The sequence below is a fragment of the Ensifer sp. Root278 genome (genome assembly GCF_001429285.1).
In the GTDB taxonomy this organism is placed as follows: domain Bacteria; phylum Pseudomonadota; class Alphaproteobacteria; order Rhizobiales; family Rhizobiaceae; genus Ensifer.
The window spans coordinates 342,801-365,606 of the sequence record NZ_LMJJ01000023.1; the positions used below are offsets into that span (position 1 = coordinate 342,801).

The following is a 22,806-nucleotide window of genomic DNA, read 5'->3' on the forward strand; positions in this document are numbered from 1 at the left end:
TTCCTTCTGTCGGTTGGGGTGATGGGAGCGCTCCTCCGGCCTGCGACCGGAGGAGCTGCGTGGCATCAGTTGCTGAGGCCCTTCTCGCCGGGCTTGCCCGGAAGCTGTTCAGCAAAGAGCTCGAAGTCACCCTGCTTGTCCGCGGGCACGAAGAGGCGTTCGCGCATGATCGTGTCCTCCGCCCAGTTGAACATGAAGATCGGAGCGCCGGTCGGAACGTTGGCGAAGCGCTTGTTGATAATCAGCGCCCCCGGGTATTCGGTAAGCCCGATCGTATCGAGGTTTGTTGTCGCGATCTTCTGATATTGCTTCATCAGTGCGACACGCTCTGCATTGTCGTTGCTGGCGATGAACTTGTTGATGGTATCGACAAGCTCCTGCTCGAACGGCATCAGATCGACCTGTCCACCCTCCGGCGCGCGGTGATGCCAGCTAGTGCGCGGACCCGTTGCGCCAAGCTGCGGCGTGTTCTGCACGACGGACGCATATTCCGGGCCGTTTCGGTGAACCATCCAGTCGAAGCGGCCGGCATAGTTCGTCGCATCGCGCTGTTTGCCGTCGAGCGAATTCAGCACGACCCGAAGGCCGAGCTTTTCCATCTGCCCGATGATGCCTTCGGCGAGGTTGCGGTCTGTCGCGTAGCTGTTGTCGATCAGAAGCACGATCTCGACGTCTTGACCGCCGGCCTTTCCGGTCGGGAAGTTGACGAAGCCGTTGCCGTCCGTGTCCTTGAGTCCCGCTTTTTCGATCAGAGCCTTCGCGCCATCGAGGTCAAAGGGATAATAGACGGTCGACTCCCGGTCATAGAAGCTGGTGCCAGAGGAAAGCCCGCCCGGATAAATCGCGGTGAAGGGACCCTTGACCAATGCTTCGCCGAGCTTCTTGCGATCGACCGCCATGGTCACCGCCTTGCGGAAATCCTCGTTGCGGTTGAGTTCGCGCACGGCCTGAGCCCGCTCGTCCGGCTCGCCCCAGCCATTGGCCGAGAAGTTCATGTGCAGATTGTAGCCGATGAGGCGCGGGCCGAAGGCAAGCCGAGCGGGCGCCGTGTCCTGGGCGGCGCGCTTCAGCGACTCGACGAAGTTTTCCGGCTGCTCCAGGTTGGAAAGATCGGCGGAACCGGCGATCGCCTGCACGTCGCGGTCGGCCCAGGTCGAGAGCTTGTAGTGCAGCTCGTTGACATAGGGCAGCTGGTTACCGGCCTCGTCCACCTTCCAGTAGTAGGGGTTGCGGCGGAGCACGATGATGTCGTCGGGGCGGTAGGCGACCGGCACCCAGGCGCCCATGACCGGGATGTTCATATATTCCGGCGGGAAGGCGTTCTTGTACTGGTCGTAGGTCGTGCCGGCATACTTCGGATGTTTGGCTTTGAGAATATGCGACGGGCCGGGGCAGAAGGTGCCATAGGCCATGGCATAGAGATGCTGACGCGGGAAGGCCTCCTTGAAGGTCCACTCGACGGTGTATTGGTCGATCTTTTTCAGCGTCGTTCCGACGCCGAAGGTCTCGGGCGTCGCGCCGTTCAGCGGAGATACATTCGGGTCGAGGACATTGTCGTCCCAGTAGAACATCACGTCATCGGCGTCGAAGAGGTCGCCGTCCGACCATTTCGCACCCTCGACGAGATGCATCGTCAGCTTGTGGCCGTCGGCCGACCAGTCCCAGCTCCTGGCAAGGTTTGGCAGCGGCTCGACGTCGTTCGCTTCCACCTGGAAGAGTGGTGCGGTGCGGGTCAGGCATTCCGACATGCCGATGTCGATGCCGCCCCAGCCCTGGCTCTGGCCGGCCGAGTAGTTCCAGCCTTCCGGGCGGCCGCCGATCACGTGGCGCAGCGTGTCGCCATAGACGCCGACGCCATCGGGCATGTTGCCGGTCTTGAAGACCATCGGCTCCTTCGGCAGGCGCTCGGCAACCGGCGGCAGCTTGCCGGCCTTGACGTATTTTTCGGTGACCCAGGCCGGCTCCTTGTATTCCGGCAGCGCCTTGAACTCGGCAATCGAGTCGCGCGGCACATAGGTGATCTTGCCCTGGGCCGGGAATGGCGGCTGCTCGGGCACGACTGATGGATCGGAGGCCGCCGCGTTAAGCGCGAAGGTCGAGATGCCGACGAGCAGCAGGCTCGCCATTTTCGTCAGTCTGTGGCTGGTCATTGGCTCAGATTCTCCCTCTTTTCGCCGCGCCGAAGCGTGGCCTCCTCCTTGAAAGTCTGCAGTTGTGGCAGCGCATGCCCGCGTCTCCTCACGCGGGCATGCGCTGCAATCGGTCAGCCGGCGGCGCGGGCCGCCTGCCGTTCGGCACGCAGTTCGTCGAGCGAACGCACCTGGCGCCGCGCGGCACCGTTCCAGTCGCGGGTCTTGACCGTGGCGCGGCTGAGGCGCTCCTTCGCGCCGTCGATGGCGTGGGCGTATTGCGGCAGCCACTGGCCTTGAGCGACCACCATCTCGTCGACCATCTGCCAGACCTCCTCCGGCGTGCAGATCGCACCGACCAGCGGATCGTGCAGCATTGCGAGCTTCAAAAGGTCGAGATCGCCCGTAACAGCCGCATGCACCGACATCCGCTGCACGTTGATGGAGGAAAGGCAGGTGGCGGCACAGGCTTCCGGAAGCGTGATGCCCGAGACCATGTTGATGCCGAAGCGGTCGACGAAACCGGGGGATTCGATGATCGCATCAGCCGGCAAGTTGGTAATGACACCTGAATTCTTGACGTTGAAGTGGCCGCGATAGACACGCCCCGTCTCAAGCGCTTCCAGAATGTGGCTCGCATGTTCGTTCGAGCGCTTCTGGTGATCGAGCGGTTTTCCGGCGGCTTCCAGGAATTGCGGAAACTCGGTCTCGAACCAGTTGCGGGTTTCCGTCGAATACCTGAGATAGCCGCCGGTTTCGCCGTGGATCCAGTCCGACATGTCGATCCATCGGCTGATCTCTTCCGGGCGCTTGCGGTACCAGGGAAGATATTCGGAGAGATGGCCGTTGCTCTCGGTCGAGTAGACGCCGAAGCGCTTCAACACGTCGATGCGGAGCTTCTCCTGTTGCGAAAACACCGGGTGCGCCTCGAAGGCGGCGACGAGTTCGTCCTTGCCTATTCTGCGGCCCTTGAGCCTGACGTCGACGAACCAGGTCTGGTGGTTGATACCGGAGCAGATGTAGTCGAGTTCACCCTCGCCGGCGTTAAGGATTTCGGCGATCTGCTCGCCGCCGTGCTGGACGCCATGGCAGAGACCGACCGTGTCGACCTTGCCGTATTCGATCGCCGCCCAGGTGTTCATCGCCATCGGGTTGGCATAGTTCAGGAACCTGGCACCCGGTTCTGCGACCGCGCGGATGTCCTTGCAGAAATCGAGAATGACGGGGATGTTGCGCTGGCCGTAGAGGATGCCGCCGGCGCAGATCGTATCGCCGACGCATTGGTCGACGCCGTATTTCAGCGGAATGCGGATGTCGTCGGCATAGGCTTCCAGACCGCCGACGCGAACGCAGCTGATGATGTAGCGGGCGCCTTCCAGCGCCTTCAGCCGATCGGTCGTCGCCGTCACCTTCGTCGGCAGGCGGTTGACCTCGACGATCCGGTCGAGGATCGCCTTGATCATCTCCAGATTGCGGGCGCTGAGATCTGTCAGCGCCACCTCGATATCGCGCAGTTCCGGCACGGCGAGAATGTCGGTGAACAGTTTCTTGGTGAAGCCGATGCTGCCGGCGCCGATGATGGCGATCTTGAAACTTGCCATGCCCTTTTCACTCCTCCTGGACTGCGCGCTCTCAAGCGAAGGGTAAAATTAATTCAAAAATCCTGACCCGCCGCCTGTGCAACCTGACCGCGGATCCGTCTTTCCATTCGATTACAAGAGCCGACTGTTGCGCGATTGGCCGTCATTATGTGTATAATCGCCGACCCCGCCAGAGCGGTATTGTGCTTTCATGGGTAATTTTATGCTGCACGATTTGATCAATAATGGCCCGATCATGCGAACGGTTTCGCTGCCGCGGGGGCGCCAGAGCCTGCACACGATGCCTACCAGCACCGGCTATGAAGTCCGCACCAATGCCACCTATGACTGGGACGGGCGGAAGCGCGGCAATACGCCGTTCACGGTGCTGCAGCACACGATCGCGGGTGCTGGAAACCTGCGCTACGAGAACCGGACCTATCGGGTGCGCGAGGGCGAGACGCTGCTTTTGCTCGTGCCGCACAATCATCGCTACTGGCTGGAAGACGGCGGGCGCTGGGAGTTCTTCTGGATCTCGATGAACGGCGACGAAGCCTTGCGCGTCCATCGCGCGATCCTCGCCGTCACCGGCCCGGTTTTGAAGCTGCAGCCGGAAACGATCGAGCATCTGGCTGACTGCAGCCTGCGGCTGATCCGCGGCGGCGAGACGCCCGGACGCGCTTCCGCGATCGCCTATGAGGCGGCGATGGCGCTTTATGACGACGTCTTCGGCTCGCACCCGGTGTTCAGCCATGAGCACAGGACGATGCACCGCGTCGTCGACTACATCATGAACAACCTGCAGAGCCCGCTCCCGGTGGAGGAACTGGCGCGCGTCTCGGGCTTGAGTCGCGCGCATTTTTCGCGCGTCTTTGCCGCCAGCGAAGGCATGGCGCCAGCGGAATATGTTTTGCAGAAGCGATTGCAGCGCGCCGTGAAGCTTTTGACAAAGACGGCGAGCCTGCAGGTCAAGGAGGTGGCGATCCTCTCAGGCTTCGAAGACCCCAACTACTTCGCCAAGGTCTTCCGCCGGTCCTTCGGCCTGAGCCCGACCGAGTTCCGCACGACCGGCATGTATGCCAGCGTCGCCGCCGGCTCCGTCGAAGAGCCATCCGAGGACATTGGCGATAGGGCGCCATCGGACTAACGCCCCCCCGCAGACGCGGCGGCACCGGGTTTCAGCGCTGGTACCACCGCGCAGAGAAGCAATCTTACGCCGTCAACACGTCCTCGATGTGGATCGGCAGCGAGCGAACCCGCGTCCCCGTCGCATGGAACACCGCATTGGCAATGGCAGGTGCCGTTCCGACCAGGGCAATTTCGCCGAGGCCTTTGACGCCGAGGGCGTTGACGTGCGGGTCGACCTCGTCGACGAAATGCGCGTCGAGCTCGGGGATGTCGAGGTTCACCGGCATGAGATAGTCGGCCATATGGGCGTTGACCGGCCGGCCATCACGGCTATCCAGAACCGTGCGTTCCATCAGGGCCATGCCCATGCCGCCGATCATGCCGCCGGTGCACTGGCTGCGGGCGAGAAGCGGATTGACGACCCGACCAATGCCATAGGCGCCGACGATGCGGCGCACACGGATGGTGCCGACATCCGGATCGACAGCGACCTCGGCAAAGACGGCACCGAAGGAATGCATCGAATAGCGCTCGGCAACCTCAGGATCGCGCTGGGCCGAACCGTCCGCCTCGATCGGCGCGCCGGCTTTGGCGACGATCTCGCGATAGCTGATGCCCGTCGTTTCGCCGCGGCGCCGCAGCCGCCCGTCGCTCCACTCGAGTTCCCCGGCCGCAACATTGTAGAGCGGCGACGCAGAATCGGCCGTGGCGAGACGCGAGACCTGCGCCTGCGCCTCGATGCAAGCCGCCTGGATGGCCGACCCGACCGAAGCCATGGTCCAGGAACCGCCATGCGATGGGGTCTGCGGGTAGCTTGACCGGCCGAGCCGGAAGCGGATCCGTTCCGGTGGCAGCCCAAGCGTCTCGGCGGCAACCTGGGTCATGGACGTATAGGTCCCCGGCCCCATATCGCTCGCAGCCGCCTCGACCTCGACCGTGCCGTCGGCAAGCAGCCGCACCCGGGCGTTGGCCGGCGCATGGAACGCCGGGTAGGTGGCGGTGGCCGCGCCCATGCCGATCAGCAGCCGCCCGTCACGCATCGAGCGCGGTTCGGGCGTGCGCCGGGCCCAGCCGAAACGCTCGGCACCGAGCGCGTAACATTGCATCAGCGAGCGGCTCGAGAACGGTTTGTTTTCCGCTTCGTCCTTCTCGGGCTCGTTGCGGCGCCGAAGCTCGATCGGGTCGATGCCGAGCTTGTAGGACAGCTCGTCCATCGCGCTTTCGAGCGCGAAGATGCCGCTCGCCTCTCCCGGCCCGCGCATGTGATTGGGTGTGCCGGTGTCGAGTTCGGTCAGCCGGTACTGGGTGCGTACGTTCGGGCACGAATAGAGGTAATCCGTGACTGCGGTCAGCGCCTCCATGAACTGCTCGTAACGGCTGGTCTCGCCGGTGCCTTCGTGAACAACACCGGTGAGCTTGCCGTCGTTGGTGGCGCCCAGCGCCACGCGCTGAAGCGTGCGCGGCCGGTGGCCGGTGGTGAAGAACATCTGCTTGCGGGTGAGCACGAGCTTCACCGGCTTGCCGACCTGACGGGCGGCGAGTGCCGCCAGCGTCACATGCGGCCATGTCCTGAGGCTCGTTCCAAAGGCACCGCCGATAAAGGGACAGATCACCTCGATGTTTTCGACCGGCATGCCGAAGACTGCAGCGATCTCCGCCTGCTCGTTGACGAGATACTGGCTCTTGCTCCACAGCGTCAGCCGGTCGCCGCTCCAGGCGGCGATGGTTGCGTGTGGCTCCATCGGATTGTGGTTTTCCCGCGCCATCTCATAGGTGGCATCGAGGGTGACAGGCGCTCCTGCCACCGCTTTGTCGGCGTCGCCGCGCGCCCGGTCGGGAGACACGCGTCCGCGTGTATCGGGGACAATGCTCTCCGCCTTCGGATCCATCGGGTCGACGAGCGGCGGCCGCGCCTCATAGGTCACGCGGAGTGCTGTGGCGGCGCGCTCGGCATGATCGAGCGTGTCGGCAACGACGAGCGCAACCGGCTGGCCATAGAAGCGCACGGTATCGTCCTGCAACACGTGCAGCCGCTCGCCGGTCGCGGGGTCGATGCCGGCCTTGTGCGGCAGATAGGCCAGCTTCTCCGCATTGCGGTGTGTGATGAGCGCGACGACGCCGGGCATGCGCTCGACCTCGGCAGCCTGAATTCCGGTGATGCGGCCAAGACCGACGGTGGCGCTGACGATCACCGCGTAGAGTTGACCCGGCTGGTTGAAATCGGCGGCATAGCGCGCCCGACCCGTAACCTTGGCCCGGCCGTCGACGCGGGTCATTGGATTTCCAATGGTGCTGACGGTCATGCGACTTCTCCTGCCATTTCGAGTGCCCGGACGATCGTCCGCGGCAAGAGTTCGACCTTGAAGTGATTGTGCTGCAACGGCCGCGCGCCCTGTGTTGCCAGATGCGCCGCTGCCTCGAATGCCGGCCTTTCCAAACGCTTGCCGACGAGGGCCGCTTCGCAATCGCGCAGGCGCCAGGGTCTCGTCCCGACGCCGCCGACGGCAAGGCGAGCCTCGCGGATCACGCCGCCTTCGACCGAAAGTGCAGCGGCAGCCGAAACGAGGGCAAATTCATAGGAGGCGCGGTCACGAACCTTGAGATAGCGCGCACGGCGACTGTACGGCCCTCCGGGCACACGCAGTTCGACGATCAGCTCACCGGGCAGCAACGTGTGCTCGAGATGCGGCGTATCTCCGGGTAGCCGGAAGAGTTCTTCGATCGGAAAGCTGCGTTCGCCCTCAGGCCCCCGCACCCGCATCGTCGCATCGAGCGCCACCAGTGCGACGGCGACGTCGGAGGGATGCGTCGCAACGCAGTGCTCGCTGGTGCCGAGGATCGCGTGACCGGCGTTCAATCCGTCGATGGCGGCGCAGCCGGAGCCGGGCGTGCGCTTGTTACAGCCGGCGTCCAGCATGCGGAAATAGGGACAGCGCACCCGTTGCAGCATGTTGCCGCCCATCGACGCCATGTTGCGCAGTTGCGGCGAGGCGCCCTCAATCAAGCTTTCGGCGATCAATGGCTGCAGCCGTTGGACGTTGCGATCGGCCGCGACTTCGGACATGCGAGCCAGCGCGCCGATGACGAGGTCGTCGCCCTCAACGCGGATACCGCCAAGCGGTAGCGCGTTGATGTCGACGAGCCGTTCCGGGCGCTCGACCTCTTCGCGCATCAGGTCGACGAGCGTGGTGCCGCCGGCAATGTAGCGCGCGCCGCCGGCGGCCGCCGCAATCGCCGCTTCGGCACTCTCAGGTTTTTCCATCGTGAAAGGAAGCATGGTCAGTCCCTCCCCGCCGCGTCGGCAACAGCCGCGACGATGCCGGGATAGGCGCCGCAACGACAGATGTTGCCGCTCATCCAGAAGCGGATCTCGTCCGTCGAGCCGGCATGGCCTTCAGCGATACAGCCGACACCCGACATGATCTGCCCCGGCGTGCAGAAGCCGCACTGTAGGCCCTCATGCGCCACGAAGGCTTCCTGGAGCGGATGCAGCACGCCATCTTTCTCGAGCCCTTCGATCGTTTCGATCCTGGCGCCGTCATGCATGCATGCCAGTGTGAGACAGGAGACGATGCGCTTGCCGTCGACAAGCACCGTGCAGGCGCCGCAGGCGCCCTGGTTGCACCCTTTCTTGGTGCCGGTGAGATCGAGCGTCTCGCGCAGGACGTCCAGGATCGATTGCCTTGGGTCGATGGTCAGAACATGCAGTTCGCCGTTCACGGTCATGGTCAGGGTCATGGGGCTTACCTCCTTCGCCGGAGAACCTGTCGCTGCTGTCGACTGGGACGGCAGCGCCGCCAGCGCCACGGTTCCGGCACCTGCCAGAAGCGCTTCCCGGCGCGACAGCACCGGACCTTGCACATAGGATTCTGATCTATTTTCGACCATGTCGGAAACACTCTCCTGCCTCACCAAACCGTGCAGAAGATAGGCGTCGAACGACGGCGTTACTGTTGCGATCTTTCGATCCTGCTTGAAAGTTGCGGCGGTCGAGGACGCCGGCGCACGGGAGCGCCGGCCCGGCCGCAGCCGAGGTCAAAGCCGACGGCGAAACTCGCTCGGGGTGAGGCCCGTCACCTTGCGAAAGCTCGACGCGAAAGCCGATTGCGTTTCATAGCCGACGACAAGAGCTATATCGGTGATGCGCAGCGTCCGGTCCGCAAGCAGCGCCTTGGCGTGGGCGATGCGCTGCCGTGTCAGCCAGACATAGGGCGTGTGCCCGGTCGCCACACGAAAAGCGGTACAGAAATGAAAACGACTGAGATTCACGAGATCCGCCAGTTCCTGAAGCCGAATATCCTTGGTGAGATTGTCACGCATGTAGGTGGTGACACGCTTGATCTGCCAGGCTGAAAGGCCACCCCGTGGTCCGGGGGCGAGGGGCACGGATATTGCGGCGTGCCCGCGCAGAAGCTGGAGACAGACAAGATCGAGAAGCTGCTCGATGAACAGGTGCGATACCGCGTCACCGGTACTGATCTCGTCGTTGATCAAGGACATGATCGTAAACAGTTTGGGATCGCTGAAATTCACGCGGTCGAGAAGCTCGGGCTCACGACCATTCCCAACCTGATCCGCGCAGGCAAGCAGGCGCTGGTGCCCCAGAAAGATATTCGACACTTCGACGGCACCATCCGCGCGCCAAAGTCCTTCGTGCCCTCTGGGCGCAAAAGTGATGGTGCCGGCATGCGCCGGGGCGGTGATCGTCTGACGACCAACCTTCAACGAAGCAGTCCCGTCGCCTGCATACTTCGCCGCGAGAATATGATCCTTCAGTGGTGGCAGGTGGTACTCGAAGGGCTCGTTGCGCCAACGGCCGACCAGGCGCGTATCGCCGGAGAACACGTCTGGAATGACCGGCGGGGAAAACCCCCGCTGCAAGCGACGGATATGAGCCTCCGTATCCGCAAGTCCCATTCCGCCCATTCGATCTTGTCTCTCGTGGATAGCCAGAAACGCGGTATCTCCCGGAGAACTAACATCTTTCCCCGCGGGCGAAAATATCGCGCGCGGGTCAAGTTTTCGACCCGCGGGCTGCAATCACGCCCAGGCTTGCCGGCGGTATTCGGCTACCCTTGGGAAAACGCCACCAAGGTCGGCATGCATGGCGCGCGCGATCACGCGGAAATCATGTTCGCTGATGGCGAAATGACCGAAACGAAGTTTCTGATCCCAGTTTCGATTGCCCTCGGCAAATTCCAGGCTGTCGAGCCACGGACGGACGGGAGCCTCCATACTATCGGCCCAATCGATATCGCCGCGATGCGGCGCGACTCCACCCATTGCAAAGAAGTGGGGCGGACGCTCCTTGACCACACCAATGGCCGTAAAACAAGCGAGCCCCGCTCTGCCGCTGAAGGCGGCGTTGGGTGAATAACCGATAAAACCGTCGCCCGCCTTCATGCGCGTCAACGGCTGCACGTTGCCGTGGCCGAATCGCGAGAAGCCGCCTTCCTGCGCATGCTGCATGTCATCGCCGGAAACCGCGCCGATCCAGAAGTTGCGCTCGCCCTGCCGGCTTCCTGCACCCACTTGAAACACATCCTGCGCCAACATCGGTCATCCCTCGATCTCTGATCATGGGAGCACTTTACGCGCGACCCCTGCCAGATTCTGTCAGCATTGAATTCGAGGAATTGGTGCCGGGGCAACCTGGATTTCGGCGGAGCAGTTGCCCCGCGTGCAACCGTTCGCCACAAAGCAAAAGCGCCCGCAGGAGATGCAGGCGCTTGGCAAATTTTCAGTCTGTGTAGATCGCCTTAGCGGGCGAAGGCCGTGCGTGCGACGCGGTCGATGTCGGCGCGTTCGATGCCGAGGTCACGGAGTTCCCGGTTCGACATGCGGCCCAGCTCGGTGACCGTCTGACGATACTTGCGCCAGTTGTTGATGGAGCGTGCGATGTTCATTTGATCCCCCTTTCAATGGGCTTTCGAAGCCTGGCAGCCAGTCCGTGGCGCCTCGTTTCGCTTCGATGAACACCTTATAACTCAGGCCCTTGGTAAGTTGCAGCGCTCAAAAGTCAGCGCTCCCATGTGGGAAATGCATGGGTCGTTTTGCGTGCCGCAAGGTCAAGCGCAAAGCCCGCGCGTTGTGATCTTCCCTTGTTCGCGCCCTACCGGACAGAAGGCAAAAGCAACAGCTGCGTGCATTCGAAATGTCAGCCTCGCACAATCGTTGCCACGGAAGCTGTTGATCCCGACGGCAGAGACAAGTATTTCTTTTGTCGACAAAGGAATCCGAGATGACCGATATCGACACCGACAACAGCCCCATCCCCGAACGCAAGCGCGGTTCCGGCGTGAAGATGGTCTATGACCTCCTGCGCGACGAGATCCTCGACCTGGTGCTGCCGCCGGGCAGCCCGATCGACGAAGTGCAGCTTGCCGAGCGACTGAAGATGTCGCGCACGCCGATCCGCGAGGCGCTGGTCCGACTTGCCGGCGAAGGGTTGATCGACACGCTGCCCAACCGCTCGACGATGGTAGCGAACATCGACTTCCTCAACTTGAACCCGTTCTTCGACGCCCTGGTGCTGATGTACCGCGTCACCACGCGGCTTGCGGCGCAGAACCACCGCCCGGAAGACCTGCCGATCATTCGCGGCTTCCACGAGGACTATGCCGCGGCCGTCCAGGCGCGCGACGCGCTGACGATGATCGCCACCAATGCCGCTTTCCATGCGGCGATCGCCGAGGCCGGCCGCAATCCCTATTTCACCAGCCTGTTCCGCCGGCTGCTCGACGAGGGGCGGCGCATCCTGCGCCTCTACTACCAGTCCTACGAGGAGCAGTTCCCGCAGCGCTTCGTCGACGAGCACGCGGCGATCATCGCTGCAATTGCGGCGCGCGACATCGAGACGGCGGACCGTCTCGGCAAGGCGCATGCCGAGCAGATCGTCGAGCAGGTACAGAAGCTCTTTGCCCGCAATAATAAGCTTGATATCGCCCTTTAGAGATCTTTGTATTTTTCTTGTCGACAAATAAAATACAAACGGCTATTGTCTAGATCAAAGGCAAGGGCGCGCGTGCGCCGTTGCCCCGAAGACAAAGCCGAGAGGAGTTTCAGATGAAGGCTCAGATTTTCACCGGCGTCATCCCGGCGCTGATGACCCCCTGCAAGGAAGACCGCACCCCCGATTTCGACGCGCTGGTGCGCAAGGGCCAGGAGCTGATCGCTCAGGGCATGTCCGCCGTCGTCTATTGCGGCTCGATGGGTGACTGGCCGCTCTTGACCGATGCGCAGCGCATGGAAGGCGTCGAGCGCCTGGTCAAGGCCGGCATCCCGGTTATCGTCGGCACCGGCGCCGTCAACACCGCGTCGGCCGTCGCCCATGCGGCGCACGCCGAGAAGGTTGGCGCCCAGGGCCTGATGGTCATCCCGCGCGTGCTGTCGCGTGGTTCGGTCGTCGCCGCCCAGAAGAACCACTTCAAGGCCATTCTTTCGGCCGCCCCGAGCCTGCCGGCCGTTATCTACAACAGCCCCTATTACGGCTTTGCCACCCGCGCCGACCTGTTCTTCGCGTTGCGCGCCGAACATCCGAACCTCGTCGGCTTCAAGGAATTCGGCGGCGCTGCCGACATGCGTTATGCGGCCGAAAACATCACCAGCCGTGACGATGGCGTTTCGCTGATGATCGGCGTCGACACGGCCGTGTTCCACGGTTTCGTCAACTGCGGCGCCACCGGCGCCATCACCGGCATCGGCTGCGTGCTGCCGAAGGAAGTCATCCACATGTGCAACCTGTCGCGTGCCGCCGCCGAAGGCGACGTCGACGCCCGCCAGCGCGCACTGGAACTGGAACAGGCGCTCGCCGTGCTCTCGTCCTTCGACGAAGGCCCGGACCTCGTTCTCTACTTCAAGCACATGATGGTGCTGAAGGGCGACAACGAATACACGCTGCACTTCAACGAAAGCGACGTGCTTTCGGACAGCCAGCGCGGCTACGTCGAAGCCCAGTTCAAGCTGTTCAACAGCTGGTACGCCGAATGGAGCAAGCTCCCGGGCGCTGTCCAGAAGTGCAAGGCCTGATCGTTCGATCGGCCCGCAATTGAAAAAGGCCCTCCGGTTGGAGGGCCTTTTTTTCGTCTGGCGACCTCGACGGCGTGTCGAGGAGAGTACAGTTCGCGTAAGTATCGGCTTACGCGATGGCGTCAATCCCGAGGGCAAGCAGCCGGTCCAGCTGCTCGATCTCGGATGTGTTGAGGACGACGCCTTCGGCCTCCGACTTGGCGCGCGCCGCGAAACGGCGCTGCGACGGCAGGCGGGCGCCCTGGCCGACGATCGCCTCGAACAGCACTTCGGCGCGGGCAAACGGATTACCGGGCCTTCCGGCTGCAAACTTCTCCGGCGAGAAGGCGACGATCAGTTCGCCGTGGAAGGGCGCAAGGGTCGTCGTGCCGAGATAATCCAGCACTTCCGGGCTCGTGAGGTCGCCGATCATGATGCCGGCGAGAAGCTCCACCATCGTGCCGATCGCAGAGCCCTTATGGCCGCCGAAGGGCAGCATGGCGCCGGCAAGGGCTGCTTCCGGATCGGTCGTCGGGTTGCCCTCGGCGTCGATCGCCCAGCCCTCGGGTAGCGGTTTCCCCGCGCGGCGGTGCAGCTCGATCTCGCCGCGGGCAGCAACCGAGGTCGCAAAGTCGAAGACGTAGGGCGGCTGGTTTTCGCGCGGCCAGCCGAAGGCGAAGGGGTTGGTGCCGAGCAGCGGCTTGTTGCCGCCGGTCGGCGCAACCGTCGCATAGCTCGGGCACATGACGAGGCCCGCCAGCCCTTCGCCGGTCAAGCCTTCCACTTCGGGCCAAAGCGCCGAGAAATGGGTGCAATCATTGATGACCAGCGCGGCGATGCCCAAAGCACGGGCGCGTTCGGCGAGAACCGGCAGGCCGAGCTCGAAGGCCGGATTGGCGAAACCGCCCTTGGCATTGACCTTGACGATGGCCGAGCCTTCCTGCGCGTCGAGCTCGGGCACGGCATCTGCCTTCACCTTGCCGGCCTTGACAGTGCGCAGCGCCCCTTCGATGCGGTAGATGCCGTGCGATTTACAGGCGTCACGCTCGCCGGCGACGATCACGCGAGCAAGTGCGCCTGCCTGAACGCCGTTGAGCCCAGCCTTCAGGAAGATCGCCTCGACGCGCTCGAAAAGTGCTGAAATCGTCAGGGTATTGGTTTCGCTCATCTCTCTCCCTCTCAAATGCTGCGCCTGATCCGGATGAGCCAGTCAGGCGATTGATGTTCTGCATACATATAGTATACAAAGATCCGACAAGTGCAATTCAGCCATGATCCCTCTGCCACAAAAGGCAATCCGGGATCGAGAGAAAGGATCGCCAGATGGCCTTCACCCCCAAAGGAAAACACCTTGTCGCCGGCGAATGGCTCGACGGCGCGGGCACCTTCGCATCCGCACCCGCTCACGGACCGGTCCATCAGTTTGCCACCGGCACCGTTGACCTGGTCAACCGTGCGGCTGAAGCCGCGGAAGAAGCATTCCTGAGCTACGGTTATTCGACCCGCGCCGAGCGCGCCGCCTTCCTGCGCGCGATCGCCGACGAGATCGAGGCGCGTGCCGAGGCGATCACCGAGATCGGCGCCCAAGAAACCGGCCTGCCGGAAGCCCGCCTGCAGGGCGAACGCGGCCGCACCACCGGCCAGCTCCGCCTGTTCGCGGACCACATCGAGAAGGGCGAGTATCTCGACCGCCGCTTCGATGCCGCACTGCCCGAGCGCCAGCCGGCGCCGCGTCCGGAGATCCGCCTCATCCAGCGGCCGATCGGCCCGGTCGCCGTCTTCGGCGCCTCGAACTTCCCGCTCGCCTTCTCGACCGCCGGCGGCGACACGGCCGCCGCACTTGCCGCCGGTTGCCCCGTGGTCGTCAAGGGCCACTCGGCCCATCCCGGAACCGGCGAAATCGTCGCGCAGGCTGTTGAAGCCGCGATCCGCAAGACGGGCGTGCATCCGGGCGTATTCTCGCTCATCCAAGGCGGTAACCGACAGGTCGGCGAAGCGCTGGTGCAGCATCCGCTGATCAAGGCCGTCGGCTTCACCGGTTCGCTCGCCGGTGGCCGTGCGCTCTTCAATCTTTGCGCCGCGCGCCCGGAACCAATCCCGTTCTTCGGTGAGCTCGGTTCGGTCAACCCGATGTTCCTGCTGCCGGAAGCACTCAAGGCGCGCGCCGAAGGCCTTGGCCAGGGCTGGGCCGGCTCGCTGACCATGGGCGCCGGCCAGTTCTGCACCAATCCCGGCATCGCCGTCGTTGTTGAAGGCGCTGACGCCGATCGCTTCACCGCCGCCGCCGTCGAAGCGCTCGGCAAGGTGGCGCCGCAGACGATGCTGACCGACGGCATCGCCAAGGCTTACCACGACGGCAAGGCGCACTTCGAAAGCCGCAATACCGTCAAGCCACTGCTCGTGACCGAATCCTCAGGCCGCTCGGTCTCGCCGAACCTGTTCGAAACGACCGGCGACCAGTTCCTCGCCGACCATGCGCTCGGCGAAGAAGTCTTCGGTCCGCTCGGCCTCGTCGTCCGCGTCGGTTCGACCGGCGAGATGGAACAGCTTGCCCGTGGATTCCAGGGGCAACTGACCACGACGATCCACATGGATACGGCCGACCTCGAAACCGCCCGTCGTCTGCGCCCGATCCTCGAGCGCAAGGCCGGCCGCGTGCTCGTCAATGGTTTCCCGACCGGCGTCGAGGTGGTCGATTCCATGGTCCACGGCGGACCTTATCCGGCCTCGACCAACTTCGGCGCGACCAGCGTCGGCACCCTGTCGATCCGCCGCTTCCTGCGGCCGGTCGCCTACCAGAACATGCCGGAAGCCCTGCTGCCCGAGGATTTCCAGGGCTAAAACGGAAGAGGAAATGGGTGGGCGGCTTGCCGCCCGCAGTCCGCTCTCACGTATGAGACACGACAGATCGCTGCGCAGACATCCCATTTGGCGAAACAAATGGGATGTCTGCGTGCGTTCTGCGTTATGATGATATACTTTTTGTATACTAATTGTATTTTTCTATTGATTTACGCTCTCTAAAACGGAATAGTGCCCCAGCCGTCAAACGGCACTCATTTCAGGGAGAGAGATAATGAAGACTTCGGTGCTTGCGCTCGGCCTCGTTGCGGCCGCTGCTCTGACCAGCCAGGCCCATGCCGACAAGCTGGATGACGTCATCGGCTCGGGAACGCTGCGTTGCGCGGTCGTGCTCGACTTCCCGCCGATGGGTTCTCGCGACGAGAACAACAATCCGATCGGTTTTGACGTCGACTACTGCAATGACCTCGCCAAGGCCCTCGGCGTCACCGCCGAAATCGTCGAAACCCCGTTCCCGGAGCGTATTCCTGCTCTGATGTCGGGCCGTGTCGACGTCGGCGTTGCCTCGACCTCGGACACGCTTGAGCGCGCCAAGACCGTCGGCATGACGATCCCCTACTTCGCCTTCGAAATGGCCGTGACCGCCAATGAAAAGTCGGGCGTCAAGTCCTTCGAAGACATGAAGGGCAAGGTCGTCGGCGCCACCGCCGGTACCTTCGAAGCCATCGCGCTTGAAAAACAGGTCAAGGAATGGGGCGCCGGCGAGTTCCGTCCGTACCAGACCCAGGCCGACGTCTTCCTCGCTCTGAGCCAGGGCCAGATCGACGCCACGGTTTCGACCTCGACCGTTGCGCAGGCCAACGTGAAGACCGGCAAGTTCCCGGGCATCGCCGTTGTCGGCAAGGCTCCGTTCGACACCGACTACGTCGCGCTCTTCACCAACCGCGAAGAATACGGCTTCGTCAACTTCCTCAACCTTTTCATCAACCAGCAGGTCCGCACCGGCCGCTACGCTGAGCTCTATGAAAAGTGGGTCGGCGGCGAACTGCCAGACCTTACGGCAAAGGGCGTTTACCGCTAATCTGCCGTCCATCTGGCGGCGCGAAGTGTAGCTTCGCGCCGCTATTCGTTTCCGAAGAGGCGAGACGAAACATGTTCAGTTATACCTTCCATTGGAACCAGGCGCTGAAAGCCCTGCCGCAGATGCTCGATGGAGCGCTGGTCACCTTGCAGGTGGCTCTGCTCTCGATGGTCATCGGCCTGGCACTGGCGCTGGCGCTGACGGCCTGCCGCCTGTCCGGCAATCGCATTCTCGGCGGTTTTGCCACCGCTTGGGTCGAAATCGCCCGTAACACGCCGGCGCTGTTCCAGATCTACATGGCCCATTTCGGCCTCGGCAATTTCGGCATCCACTTGAGCCCCTATACGGCGCTGCTCGCCGGGATCGCCTTCAACAACGCCGGCTATCTCGCGGAAAACTTCCGCGGCGCCCTCAAGGCCATTCCCGACACCCAGACGCGCGCCGGCCGCTCGCTCGGCATGACGCCGGTGCAGGCCTTCCGCTACATCGTGCTGCCGCAGATGCTGCGCATCGCCTTCCTCCCCGTTACCAACCAGATGGTCTGGGCAATCCTGATGACCTCGCTCGGAGTTACCGTCGGCATGAACACCGACCTTGCGGGCATCACCCAGGAACTGAACGCCCGCTCGTTCCGCACCTTCGAATTCTTCGCGATCGCCGCAGTGATCTACTACCTGATCGCCAAGGCCGTGACGCTGGCAGCCCGTCTGCTCGCCGCGCGCATGTTCCGCTACTAAGGAGAGGTGAGAGATGTTCAATACCGCCCTCACCCTTGCTGATCTCGGCTTCCTGCTGCAAGGCGCCCTGATGACGCTTGCGGTCACCGCCGTCTCGGTCACCGCCGGCACCGTCCTCGGCATCATCTTCGGCGTCGTGCGCAACCAGGTCGGCCCCTACTGGGCCGCACCGCTCACCTTCGTGCTCGACATCTTCCGCTCGGTGCCGCTCCTGATCCAGCTGGTGCTTGCCAACGCCTTCCAGGCGATCGCCAAGCTCGGCTGGGCGCCGTTCACGACGTCCTGCGTGGTGCTGTCGCTCTACACGGCCGCCTACTGCACGGAGATCGTGCGCGGCGGCATCTCCTCCGTGCCGCCGACGACGCGCCGCGCTGCCCGCTCGCTCGGCATGACCTGGTGGCAGGACATGCGCTACATCGTGGCGCCGCTTGCGACCCGTGTTTCGCTGCCGTCCTGGATCGGCCTGACGCTCGGTGTCATGAAGGACTCCGCACTCGTTCTCTGGCTTGGCCTGATCGAGCTGCTGCGCGCCTCGCAGGTGCTCGTCACCCGTCTGCAGGAGCCGCTGCTGATCCTTCTGATCTGCGGCGCCATCTACTTCCTCATCAGCTTCCCAATCGCCCGGCTCGGCGGTTACCTTGAAAAACGGTGGTCCAATGATTGAGATCCAGAACGTTCGCAAATCCTTCGGCTCGCTGGAGGTTCTCAAAGGCATCGACCTCACCGTCAACAAGGGCGAGGTGCTGACCATCATTGGCGGCTCCGGTTCCGGCAAATCGACGCTGCTGACCTGCATCAACGGTCTCGAGCCGATCGATGCCGGCCGCATCCTCGTCGACGGCACCGAGGTCCACGCGAAATCAACAAACCTCAACAAGCTGCGCAGCAAGCTCGGCATCGTCTTCCAGCAGTTCAATGCTTTCCCGCACCTGACCGTACTTGAAAACGTCATGCTGGCGCCGCGCAAGGTGCTCGGCCTCTCCAAGGAAAAGGCTGAGGAGAACGCCGTCAAGCAGCTCACGCACGTTGGCCTCGGCGAGAAGCTCGGCGTCTATCCCACCCGCATGTCGGGCGGCCAGCAGCAGCGCATGGCGATCGCCCGCGCGCTTGCCATGTCGCCGGAATACATGCTGTTTGACGAAGTGACCTCGGCACTCGACCCGCAGCTCGTCGGCGAAGTGCTCGACACGCTGCGCATGCTTGCGTCCGAAGGCATGACGATGATCTGCGTCACACACGAAATGAAGTTTGCCCGCGAAGTTTCCGACCGCGTCGCCTTCTTCCACAAGGGCGTGATGGCGGAAATCGCAGCACCCGAGGCGCTCTTCGGCGCGCCGAAGGACCCGGAACTCCAGAAGTTCCTGGCAGCGACGCACTGAGCCGATCATGAAGGATGCAGCTCAGCCTGACGTCATCGTCATCGGCGCCGGCGTCGTCGGCCTTTCCGCGGCGATCGCCGCCCAGGCACGGGGACTTTCCGTTACCGTGCTCGACCGGGAAGGCCCGGCCGCAGGTGCCTCTGCCGGCAATGCCGGGGCCTTCGCCTTTACCGACATCCTGCCGCTCGCCTCTCCCGGCATCCTCAAAAAGGCGCCGAAGTGGCTGCTCGACCCGCTTGGGCCCTTGAGCGTCCCGCCGGCCTACGCGGTGCAGATCGCCCCGTGGATGTTCCGCTTCTGGCGCGCCTGCTCGCCGGGCCGCGTTGCGCATTCGACGACGGCGCAGACCGCGATCATGGACCTGTCCAAGGCGGAGCTAGAACCCTTCCTCACCGCAACCGGCACCCTGCCGATGCTGCGCAAGGAAGGCAATCTCCAGGTCTATGAAAGCGAAGCCGAACTGAAGGCGTCGCTTCCCGGCTGGAAGGCGCGGTCCGAGCACGGCATCGAATTCCGCCATATGGGTGCGGCCGAAATGGCCGAGATCCAGCCCGGTCTCGCGCCGCGCTTTACTCATGGCACCTTCACGCCCGGCTGGTACTCGATCGCCGATCCGAAGCTCTATACCCTCGCGCTCGCGGACCATTTCCGCGCGAAGGGCGGCATCATCGAACGCGCCGAGGTTACGGCATTGCGGCCGGTCGAGGGTGGCGTGGAACTGACGTCCAACGGCAAGACACGGCGTGCAGACCAGGTTGTGCTATCCGCCGGCGCCTTCTCGCATCAGATCGCCCGGACGCTCGGCGAACGTATCCCGCTCGAAACCGAGCGCGGATACAACACCACGCTGCCGCAGGACGCCTTTGACCTGCGCACCCAGGTCACCTTCGGCGGCCACGGCTTTGTCGTCACGCGGCTTTCGACCGGCATCCGGGTCGGCGGCGCCGTCGAACTCGGCGGCCTCAAGCTGCCGCCGAATTTCCGCCGCTCGGAAGCGATGCTGAAGAAGGCGCAGAAATTCCTGCCCGGCTTCAAAAGCGAAGGCGGCGTGCAGTGGATGGGCTTCCGCCCGTCACTGCCCGACAGCCTGCCGGCGATCGGCCGCGCCCGTGCCACGGGGCGCGTGATCTACGCCTTCGGCCACGGCCATCTCGGCCTGACGCAATCGGCCGGCACCGCGCGTCTCGTCGCCGAACTCCTGACCGGCCAACGGCCGGCAATCGACATCCAATCCTTCTCGGCGCAACGTTTCTGATAGGGCTTCGACCATGGCCAACCATACCTTCTCCTGCATCGACGGACACACCTGCGGCAACCCGGTCCGGCTCGTTTCCGGCGGCGGGCCGCGGCTCGAAGGGGCCAACATGCTGGAGAAGCGGGCCCACTTTCTGCGCGAGTTCGACTGGATCCGCACCGGCCTGATGTTCGAGCCGCGCGGCCACGACATGATGTCCGGCTCGATCCTCTATCCGCCGACGCGGCCCGACTGCGACGTCGCGGTGCTCTTCATCGAGACCTCCGGCTGCCTGCCGATGTGCGGCCACGGCACGATCGGCACCATCACCATGGCGATCGAGAACGGGCTGATCACCCCGCGTGAACCGGGCAAGCTGTCGATCGACGCGCCGGCCGGCAAGGTGGACATCACCTATCGCCAGGAAGGCCGCTTCGTCGAGGAAGTGCGCCTCACCAACGTGCCGGGCTTCCTCTATGCCGAGGGCCTGACGGCTGAGGTCGAGGGCCTCGGCGAGATCGTCGTCGACGTCGCCTATGGCGGCAACTTCTACGCCATCGTCGAGCCGCAGAAGAACTTCCGCGACATGGCCGATCATACCGCCGGCGAGCTCGTCGGCTGGAGTCCGAAGCTGCGCGCAGCCCTCAACGCCAAGTACGAGTTCGTCCATCCGGAACACCCCGAGATCCAGGGCCTCAGCCACATCCAGTGGACCGGCAAGCCAACCCAGCCCGAGGCGCATGCGCGCAACGCCGTGTTCTACGGCGAAAAGGCGATCGACCGATCGCCCTGCGGCACCGGCACCTCGGCGCGCATGGCGCAGCTTGCCGCCAAGGGCAAGCTGAAGGTCGGTGACGAGTTCGTGCATGAATCGATCATCGGGTCGCTGTTCAAGGGCCGCGTCGAGGCGGCGACCAAGGTTGCCGACCGCGACGCCATCATCCCTTCGATCGCCGGCTGGGCCCGCATGACCGGCATCAACACGATCTTCATCGATGACCGCGACCCCTTCGCCCATGGATTTGTCGTAAAATGACCCAATCGATCTCCGCCCGCTGCATTCTCTCTGGCTCCGCCGATGGCCCCATCATCGCCACCGAGGAGGCGCTGAGCTTCTGGGGCGGGGTCGATCCGGCAACCGGCGTGGTGATCGATGTGCATCACCCGCTGCACGGGATCTGTCTCACCGGCGGCATCCTGATGATGCCGTCGAGCCGCGGTTCCTGTACCGGTTCGGGCGTTCTGCTCGACATGGCGCTCACGGGCCGGGCGCCTGCCGCATTGGTCTTCTGCGAAGCCGAGGACGTGTTGACGCTCGGCGCACTGATTGCGGCTGAGATGTTCGGAAAATCTCTGCCGGTGCTCAGGCTTTCCCGCGACGCCTTCAAGATGCTCTCGCAGGCAAAGTCAGCACGGATCGGCGCTGGCACGATCGAGGCCGACGGCCTGATTATCCCGGTCGAACCGCCGGCGACGGCGGCTCTCGATCTCACTGAAGCCGACCGCGCCATGCTCGATGGCCGCGATGGCGTTGCGGTCCAGCAGGCGATGCGGATCATTTCGGCGATGGCAGCGCAGCAGGGGGCGGAAAAGCTCATCGACGTGGTCCAGGGCCATATCGACGGCTGCATCTATGCGAGCCCCGCCAACCTCACCTTCGCCGAAAAGATGGCGAACATGGGCGCCAAGGTTCGCGTGCCGACCACGATGAACGCGATCTCGGTCGACCGCGCCAACTGGCGGGCGCAGGGCGTGCCGGAAAGTTTCGGCGACCCGGCGGCTAAGCTTGCCGACGCCTATGTGCGCATGGGCTGTCGCCCGACCTTCACCTGTTCGCCCTATCTGCTCGACAGCGCACCGAAATCAGGCGAATCCATTGCCTGGGCGGAATCCAATGCCGTCATTTTCGCCAACACCGTGCTCGGCGCGCGCACGGCAAAGCACCCGGATTTTCTCGACCTCTGCATCGCGCTGACGGGCCGCGCGCCCCTCTCGGGCGTCTATCTCGACGAGCCGCGCAGGGCAAAACGCGTCATCGACGTGGACCTGCCTGAGAATATCGACGACGCCTTCTGGCCGCTGATCGGTTACCTCGCTGGCCGGGCAGCCCCCGATCGCATCCCGCTGTTGCGTGGACTTGCGTCCGCACGGCCCTCGCGCGACGACCTGAAGGCGCTCTGCGCCGCCTTCGGCACGACATCCGCAGCCCCCATGTTGCATGTGGAAGGTGTGACCCCGGAAGCGGAAGGTGCCGCGGCTGAGGATGCCGATCACACGGCCACCACGCGCGCCGACATGGCCGAGGCCTGGGCACATTTCAACGAGGGACCAGCCGAGGTCGAGCTCGTCGCCATCGGCAGCCCGCACGCCTCGCTCGAGGAATGCCGCGCGCTGGCCGACGCCTTCGATGGTCGCAAGCGGCATGGCGATGTCGCCGTGATCGTGACCGCCGGACGAGACGCGATCGCCGCAGCACGGGAAGAAGGTCTGCTGGCTCGACTGGAGGCAAGCGGCATCCAGGTGTTGCCGGATCTCTGCTGGTGCTCGATCTCGGAGCCGGTGTTCCCGACGAAGACGCGGGCGCTGATGACCAATTCCGGAAAGTACGCCCATTACGGCCCCGGCCTCTCCGGCCGCGCCGTCCGCTTCGGCAGCCTCGCCGATTGCGTTGAAGCGGCGCTCACGGGCCGCGTCCCGGCACGTCTGCCGGCCTGGCTGTCGTAGCGACT

At 63.8% G+C, this 22,806-nt stretch carries 20 protein-coding genes; 11 read left to right on the plus strand and 9 right to left on the minus strand.

Annotation, left to right across the window (positions count from 1 at the left end; genetic code table 11):
- Positions 1–65: 65 nt before the first annotated feature.
- Together ASE60_RS18025 and ASE60_RS18030 are read right to left on the minus strand one after the other, a co-directional pair.
- Positions 66–2,150: an ABC transporter substrate-binding protein gene (locus ASE60_RS18025; RefSeq protein ID WP_057251909.1), complete on the minus strand. Its 2,085-nt coding sequence runs from the start codon at positions 2,148–2,150 to the stop codon at positions 66–68.
- A gap of 113 nt (positions 2,151–2,263) precedes the next feature.
- Positions 2,264–3,730: an alpha-glucosidase/alpha-galactosidase gene (locus ASE60_RS18030; RefSeq protein ID WP_057251910.1), complete on the minus strand. Its 1,467-nt coding sequence runs from the start codon at positions 3,728–3,730 to the stop codon at positions 2,264–2,266.
- 190 nt (positions 3,731–3,920) lie between these two features.
- On the opposite strand from ASE60_RS18030, the gene ASE60_RS18035 reads away from it, so the two are divergent.
- Positions 3,921–4,856, plus strand: a complete 936-nt coding sequence (locus ASE60_RS18035; protein ID WP_057251911.1) for an AraC family transcriptional regulator — start codon at positions 3,921–3,923, stop codon at positions 4,854–4,856.
- 64 nt (positions 4,857–4,920) lie between these two features.
- Here the strand turns inward: ASE60_RS18035 and ASE60_RS18040 are convergent, their stop codons facing one another.
- The 6 genes from ASE60_RS18040 to ASE60_RS33900 all read right to left on the minus strand — a co-directional run bounded on the left by ASE60_RS18040 (position 4,921) and on the right by ASE60_RS33900 (position 10,743).
- The gene (locus ASE60_RS18040) at positions 4,921–7,140 is read right to left on the minus strand and encodes a xanthine dehydrogenase family protein molybdopterin-binding subunit (RefSeq protein ID WP_057251912.1); all 2,220 of its coding nucleotides are present in this window, start codon (positions 7,138–7,140) and stop codon (positions 4,921–4,923) included.
- A complete protein-coding gene (locus ASE60_RS18045) occupies positions 7,137–8,114 on the minus strand; it encodes a xanthine dehydrogenase family protein subunit M (protein ID WP_057251913.1) in 978 nt (325 codons plus the stop codon). Before ASE60_RS18045 ends, ASE60_RS18040 begins: the two co-directional genes overlap by 4 nt.
- Positions 8,115–8,116: 2 nt before the next feature.
- Positions 8,117–8,725 carry a 2Fe-2S iron-sulfur cluster-binding protein gene (locus tag ASE60_RS18050; RefSeq protein WP_057251914.1) on the minus strand — a complete coding sequence of 203 codons (609 nt, stop codon included), beginning with the start codon at positions 8,723–8,725 and terminating at the stop codon, positions 8,117–8,119.
- A 147-nt stretch (positions 8,726–8,872) separates the two neighbouring features.
- Positions 8,873–9,754 carry an AraC family transcriptional regulator gene (locus tag ASE60_RS18055; protein ID WP_244495654.1) on the minus strand — a complete coding sequence of 294 codons (882 nt, stop codon included), beginning with the start codon at positions 9,752–9,754 and terminating at the stop codon, positions 8,873–8,875.
- Between the two features lie 123 nt (positions 9,755–9,877).
- Positions 9,878–10,393 carry an EVE domain-containing protein gene (locus ASE60_RS18060; protein ID WP_057251916.1) on the minus strand — a complete coding sequence of 172 codons (516 nt, stop codon included), beginning with the start codon at positions 10,391–10,393 and terminating at the stop codon, positions 9,878–9,880.
- A gap of 203 nt (positions 10,394–10,596) precedes the next feature.
- Positions 10,597–10,743 carry a DUF1127 domain-containing protein gene (locus ASE60_RS33900; RefSeq protein ID WP_064817045.1) on the minus strand — a complete coding sequence of 49 codons (147 nt, stop codon included), beginning with the start codon at positions 10,741–10,743 and terminating at the stop codon, positions 10,597–10,599.
- 335 nt (positions 10,744–11,078) lie between these two features.
- On the opposite strand from ASE60_RS33900, the gene ASE60_RS18065 reads away from it, so the two are divergent.
- Both ASE60_RS18065 and ASE60_RS18070 read left to right on the plus strand, forming a co-directional pair.
- Positions 11,079–11,789 carry a GntR family transcriptional regulator gene (locus tag ASE60_RS18065; RefSeq protein WP_057252112.1) on the plus strand — a complete coding sequence of 237 codons (711 nt, stop codon included), beginning with the start codon at positions 11,079–11,081 and terminating at the stop codon, positions 11,787–11,789.
- Positions 11,790–11,902: 113 nt separating this feature from the next.
- Complete coding sequence (locus tag ASE60_RS18070) at positions 11,903–12,865, plus strand: dihydrodipicolinate synthase family protein (RefSeq protein ID WP_057251917.1); 963 nt, start codon at positions 11,903–11,905, stop codon at positions 12,863–12,865.
- A gap of 109 nt (positions 12,866–12,974) precedes the next feature.
- Here the strand turns inward: ASE60_RS18070 and ASE60_RS18075 are convergent, their stop codons facing one another.
- On the minus strand, positions 12,975–14,012 hold the full coding sequence (locus ASE60_RS18075) for an Ldh family oxidoreductase (RefSeq protein WP_057251918.1): 1,038 nt from the start codon (positions 14,010–14,012) through the stop codon (positions 12,975–12,977).
- A gap of 155 nt (positions 14,013–14,167) precedes the next feature.
- On the opposite strand from ASE60_RS18075, the gene ASE60_RS18080 reads away from it, so the two are divergent.
- The 8 genes from ASE60_RS18080 (at position 14,168) to ASE60_RS18115 (ending at position 22,801) form a co-directional block, all read left to right on the plus strand.
- Positions 14,168–15,685, plus strand: coding sequence for an aldehyde dehydrogenase (NADP(+)) (locus tag ASE60_RS18080; RefSeq protein WP_057251919.1), 1,518 nt, complete (start codon positions 14,168–14,170; stop codon positions 15,683–15,685).
- Between the two features lie 235 nt (positions 15,686–15,920).
- Positions 15,921–16,727 carry a transporter substrate-binding domain-containing protein gene (locus ASE60_RS18085; protein WP_057251920.1) on the plus strand — a complete coding sequence of 269 codons (807 nt, stop codon included), beginning with the start codon at positions 15,921–15,923 and terminating at the stop codon, positions 16,725–16,727.
- A gap of 71 nt (positions 16,728–16,798) precedes the next feature.
- Positions 16,799–17,464, plus strand: coding sequence for an amino acid ABC transporter permease (locus ASE60_RS18090; protein ID WP_057251921.1), 666 nt, complete (start codon positions 16,799–16,801; stop codon positions 17,462–17,464).
- Positions 17,465–17,477: 13 nt separating this feature from the next.
- Positions 17,478–18,128 (plus strand): amino acid ABC transporter permease, encoded by a 651-nt coding sequence (locus ASE60_RS18095; protein WP_034798414.1) that lies wholly within the window; start codon positions 17,478–17,480, stop codon positions 18,126–18,128.
- Complete coding sequence (locus tag ASE60_RS18100; RefSeq protein WP_034798411.1) at positions 18,121–18,843, plus strand: amino acid ABC transporter ATP-binding protein; 723 nt, start codon at positions 18,121–18,123, stop codon at positions 18,841–18,843. Before ASE60_RS18095 ends, ASE60_RS18100 begins: the two co-directional genes overlap by 8 nt.
- Positions 18,844–18,850: 7 nt before the next feature.
- Positions 18,851–20,098 carry an FAD-binding oxidoreductase gene (locus tag ASE60_RS18105; protein ID WP_057251922.1) on the plus strand — a complete coding sequence of 416 codons (1,248 nt, stop codon included), beginning with the start codon at positions 18,851–18,853 and terminating at the stop codon, positions 20,096–20,098.
- Positions 20,099–20,111: 13 nt separating this feature from the next.
- On the plus strand, positions 20,112–21,113 hold the full coding sequence (locus ASE60_RS18110; RefSeq protein WP_057251923.1) for a 4-hydroxyproline epimerase: 1,002 nt from the start codon (positions 20,112–20,114) through the stop codon (positions 21,111–21,113).
- Positions 21,110–22,801, plus strand: coding sequence for an aconitase X (locus ASE60_RS18115; RefSeq protein WP_057251924.1), 1,692 nt, complete (start codon positions 21,110–21,112; stop codon positions 22,799–22,801). The genes ASE60_RS18110 and ASE60_RS18115 overlap by 4 nt, the downstream gene beginning before the upstream one ends.
- Positions 22,802–22,806: the final 5 nt, after the last annotated feature.